We start from the raw sequence: 4615 nt of genomic DNA, 5'->3' as shown, positions 1-4615 counted from the left end.
TCGTTTTGTTCGTCAGCAGCAGAGGAATGAGATTATGCAGTGTTTCGCTTAACTCGTCAACCCCTCGTTTTTCTTCAACGCCAGCGGTGTTATCAAAACACCTAGCTCAACTACTTGATTTCGTTCAGCTTTTCTTGCGCTGCAGAAGCAGGACGCGAACTATAGCAAACCAGTATGTGAACACGCAAGGGCCACGCGTCGTTTTTTTTCACCGTGCCGAAAAGGTGGACACGGTCTCGAACGAGGTTGGCAGCTGCAGCTTATTTGACCAGCTGCTCGAGAATGGCGTGAGCCGCCTCGACCCTCGCCGGAATCGGATAGTTTTTATTCGCCAGCATGACGATGCCGATCCGGTGATCCGGCACGAACAGCACATAGGCGCCGAAACCACGGGTGGCGCCGGTCTTGTTGAACAGCGTCCCGCGCGACGGCGCCTGCGGCGGCTGCAGCCTGACCGCCGGATTCGCTTCGCGGCTCATCTTCTCGCCGTTCCCGGCTTGCAGGCGCGCCAGGCTCGCCGGCGCCCGATATTGTTCCCAGCCGAGGCCCTGTACCGTGTCGCCGACCTGGAAGTAGCCGGTATGGGTGCAGTCCACCGCGCGCCGCATCGGTTCCGGCAATTGGCTTGGGTCGATATTCTCCTGCACGAAGCGGATCATGTCGGCGGCGCTCGACTTGACCCCATAGGCCTCCGCATCGAAGACACCGGGGCTGACCCGCACCCGCTTGTTGGTCCTGTCGTAGCCCCAGGCGTAATCCGCCATCGCCGTCGCCGGCACCCGCACATGGCTATGCTTCAGGCCGAGCGCGGGAAACAGCTGGCCTTCGACGGCATCGGCAAAATTCGTCTGCAGCGCGAGCGCCGTCGCATGTCCGAACAAGCCGATGCTCGGGTTCGAATAGCGGCGCTGCGTACCAGGCGGTGCGCCGGGAGTCCAGTCGCGGAAGTACGCCAGCATCTGCGCCTCGTTCGTGACCTCGTCCGGCATCTGCAGCGGCAGGCCGCCGGCCGCGTAGGTGCCGAGTTCCAGCAGGGTGGCGCGGTCGATCGCGCTGCCCTTCAGCGCCGGCATGGTCTTGCCCGGATGGTCGTCGAAGGACAGCTTGCCCAGCTCCCGTGCGTAGCAGCCCAGGGTCGCGGTAAAGGTCTTGCTGACCGAGCCCAGTTCGAACAGCGTGTTCTCGCTGACCGGAATGCGCTTCTCTGTCGACGCCATGCCATAGTTGTAGAACATGGCCTTGCCGCCGATGGTGACGGCAATCGCCATCCCGGGCACGTCGTACTGTGCCATCAGGGGACGGATCGCACGGTCGACGGCTGCGCGTACGGCATCCGCATCGGTGGCGGCGCGGCCTGCAAGCGGCAGGGCGCACAGACAGGCAAGGGCGAGATGCCCGATGGGTTTCAGCCGGAAGCGCAAGGTGTTCTCCAGTTCGTGGTGACGCTCCAGTATAGGCAAGCTGCGGACGGCGGGAACAGCGCAGCCGTCCCGGCGCGGCGGCATTTCGTCACATCGCCGACTTCAACGCGGCCAGGTAACGTTCGCTGACCGCCACCGTGGCGCCACAGCGCAGTGTCAGCCGGTAGCTGCCGTCGCCGACCGTTTCCAGGCGCGCGATCTGGCTGCGCCTGACGACCACGCTGCGGTGCACGCGCAGGAAGTCGGCGGGCGCGAGCAGCGCTTCCAGGCGGTTCAGGGTGATGCGATGCATGACCGTGCGCCCCTCCAGATGCAGCTCGACGTAATTCCCGGCCGACTCCACCCACAGGATGTCGTCCACGCGGACCTGCTCGATGCGGCCGACCGAGCGCACGTTGATGCGCTCCAGTCGCTCCACGCTGCGACCCGCATCGGCATCGACGTAATCGCGCACGGCCGCACCATACGCCTCGCGCTGGCGTTGCCCCAGCATGGCGCCGATCCGCTCGGTGGTCTGGGCCAGGCGCGCATCGTTCACGGGCTTGAGCAGGTAGTCGAGCGCGTGCACTTCGAAGGCGTCGACCGCATGCTCGCTGTAGGCGGTCGCGAACACGATCAGCGGCGGCGCGCGCAGGCGGCTGACCTCGCGCGCGAGCACGAGGCCGGATTCGACCGGCATCTGGATGTCGAGGAAGATCACGTCGACGTCCTGCGCCGCCAGGGTCGCGCGCGCGGCAGCGGCGCTGTCGCACTCGGCGACCAGCAGCCAGTCGGGATGCGCCGCCAGGGCCAGGCGCAGGTTGGCGCGGCTGGGCGCTTCATCGTCGACGATCAGGTAGCGCACCGCCATCGCTTACTCCCGGTCCAGCGGCAGGCGGACCTCGGCCACGAAACGGCCGTCCTGCAGGGAGGTGGACAGCGACGCGGTCGGATGCGTCAGCTTCAATCGCTCGCGCGTATTCGCCAGTCCGAGCCCCGCGCCCGGGTTCGGCGAAGCGTGTGCGCTGACCGGATTCGTCACGCGGATCGCGAGCACGTCGCCGTCCTGCACGAAGCCGAGGCGGATATCGCTCGGCGCACCACCGTGGCGACAATCGAGATCGTGACGCAGGGCGTTTTCGATCAGCGGCTGCAGCATCAGCGGCGGGCAGTCGACTTCGTGCAGCAGGCGGCCCTCGCCGTCGATGTGGACCTGCAGCCGGTCGCCATAGCGCAGGCGCTGGAGGTCCAGGTAGTCGCGCACGAACTGCAGCTCGGCGGCGACCGTGACCGTGTTGCGCACGCTCGCCGACAGCGCATAGCGCAGCAGGTCGCTCAGGCGGCCTATCCCGCCGAGGGCCAGGGTCCGGTCGCCGTCGCGCACCAGGGCGCTGATGGCGTTCAGGGCATTGAACAGGAAGTGCGGCTCGAACTGCGCGCGCAAGGCCAGCATGCGCTGCTCTTCGAGGGCCAGGCGCAGGTTGAGCATGTCGGTCTGGCTGCGCTGCCAGGCCAGTTCGCGCTCGCGGGCTTGGCGCCAATAGTGGACCGCGAGGATGGCGGCGAAGGTGCCGGTGGTCGAGAACCAGCCGACCAGCAGCATCTTCATGAACAGCTGACGGACGTCGTCCAGGCTGGCGATGTGCAGGTAGCCGCGCAGCCAGGCCATGTAAGTCCACTGCGCCGGCTGGAAGATGAGTACCAGGCCGACGAACAGCGCGAACACATTGGGCGGACGGGCGATCAGGGCCGGGCGGCGCGACAGCAGCATGCTCAGCCCGGCGCTCAGGACGATCAGCGGCACCGCGTACTCGACGAACCAGGTCGCCAGCAGGGCCGGGTAATGGCTGTCGACGCCGACGCGCAGGTTGTCGCTGTAGGTCTGCAATGCACCGAGCACGCTGATGGCTGCCCACAGCAGCACGGTCGACACGATGGTGCGGAGAGGCGCAGGAGGCGCGGAGAAAAGGCCGGGGTTGTCGACGCGTTGATTCATCGGAAAAAGTATAGCAGTGCTCATCCCGCCGGGCGGCGGCAGGGGCCGGCGATCATCACGCCGAACCGGTGTTTCGTCACCCGGCGGCTGCCGGGCTGTCGACTGAAGCGCAGAATGAATGTGGTTTCATCCGACCATGCGTCCCCACTTCCTACCTTGAACATGAAAACACCGATCAGCCTTGCCGCCGCCATCGCGCTCGGCACTTCTCTTGCGGCCGCGCGTGCGGCGGACTGGCACGCGCCCCAGGATCCCTTTGCCGTGTACGGCAATACCTATTATGTCGGCACCGGGGGCATCAGCGCGGTGCTGATCACCTCCCCGGCCGGCCATGTCCTCATCGATGGGGGACCGACCGGATCGTCGGCGCAGATCGCCGGGCATGTCCGCAAGCTCGGCTTCAAGGTCGAGGACATCCGCTATATCCTGAGTGGCCACGAGCATTTCGACCACGCCGGCGGGATCGCTGACCTGCAAAAGATGAGTGGTGCGGTGGTGCTGGGCAGCCCGCCGGATGTGGCGGTGCTGCGTAGCGGCCAGCCGGACAAGCGCGATGCGCAATATCCCAGCCTGCAGGCGATGACGCCGGTCGCCAACACGCGCGCAGTGCGCGACGGCGAAGTGGTGAAAGTCGGCCCCCTGGCGATCACCGCTCACTTCACGCCGGGGCATACGATGGGTGCGACCAGCTGGACGTGGCAGTCGAGCGAGGGCGGCCGGACGATGCATATGGTGTACGCGGATAGCGTGACCGCAGTGGTTGCCGATAGTCGCAGCTTCAGCAGGAATCCGCTCTACCCGAACGCGCGGGCGGACATCGAGCGTTCGATCGCCACGGTGGAATCGTTGGATTGCGACGTGCTCGTGAGTGCGCACCCGGAGTTCAGCGGTTTGTGGGAAAAGAAGGCAGGACAGGCGCAGCTCGGGAATATGGCTTTCGTCGACCGCGACGGTTGCCGCAAGTATGCGGCGAAGGCGCGCGAGATGCTGGCGAAGACCCTGGCTGCCGAGGCGGGCAAGTAATCGGGCCTGTGCGCTGTCGGCGGCGCAGCCGCCGACAGCGCCGGAACCGCTGCGCTGCCGGGCGGTGATTTATGGACGCAGAAAAGCAAAAAGCCCGCTCAATCGAATTGAGCGGGCTCCTGCGAATAATTAGCCTGACGATAACCTACTTTCACACTGGTTGCAGCACTATCATCGGCGCAAAGTCGTTTCACGG

Annotated in this window: 4 protein-coding genes; 1 reads left to right on the top strand and 3 read right to left on the bottom strand. The window is 65.7% G+C overall.

Going from position 1 to position 4615, the window contains the following annotated elements; translation table 11 throughout:
- Positions 1-260: 260 nt before the first annotated feature.
- The 3 genes from ampC to AC3A6M_RS24690 form a co-directional block, all read right to left on the bottom strand.
- The gene (ampC, locus tag AC3A6M_RS24700) at positions 261-1433 is read right to left on the bottom strand and encodes a class C beta-lactamase (protein ID WP_487855339.1); all 1173 of its coding nucleotides are present in this window, start codon (positions 1431-1433) and stop codon (positions 261-263) included.
- A gap of 76 nt (positions 1434-1509) precedes the next feature.
- Entirely contained in the window at positions 1510-2271 is a 762-nt protein-coding gene (locus AC3A6M_RS24695; RefSeq protein ID WP_487855338.1) for a LytR/AlgR family response regulator transcription factor, read from the bottom strand.
- Between the two features lie 3 nt (positions 2272-2274).
- Complete coding sequence (locus AC3A6M_RS24690) at positions 2275-3396, bottom strand: sensor histidine kinase (RefSeq protein WP_487855337.1); 1122 nt, start codon at positions 3394-3396, stop codon at positions 2275-2277.
- A 162-nt stretch (positions 3397-3558) separates the two neighbouring features.
- Between AC3A6M_RS24690 and bla the strand changes: the two genes are divergently transcribed.
- Positions 3559-4419, top strand: coding sequence for a subclass B3 metallo-beta-lactamase (bla, locus tag AC3A6M_RS24685; protein ID WP_487855336.1), 861 nt, complete (start codon positions 3559-3561; stop codon positions 4417-4419).
- The last annotated feature ends 196 nt before the right edge of the window (positions 4420-4615 follow it).

The organism is Telluria sp. Soil_C_11, assembly GCF_057657395.1.
This window is presented reverse-complemented; position numbering and strand designations above follow the sequence as displayed.

What these genes read in the sequence shown, in the direction of transcription:
- AC3A6M_RS24695 (WP_487855338.1), bottom strand. Translation starts at nt 2,271, where the DNA reads ATGGCGGTGCGCTACCTGATCGTCGACGATGAAGCGCCCAGCCGCGCC.
- bla (WP_487855336.1), top strand. Translation starts at nt 3,559, where the DNA reads ATGAAAACACCGATCAGCCTTGCCGCCGCCATCGCGCTCGGCACTTCT.
- AC3A6M_RS24690 (WP_487855337.1), bottom strand. Translation starts at nt 3,396, where the DNA reads ATGAATCAACGCGTCGACAACCCCGGCCTTTTCTCCGCGCCTCCTGCG.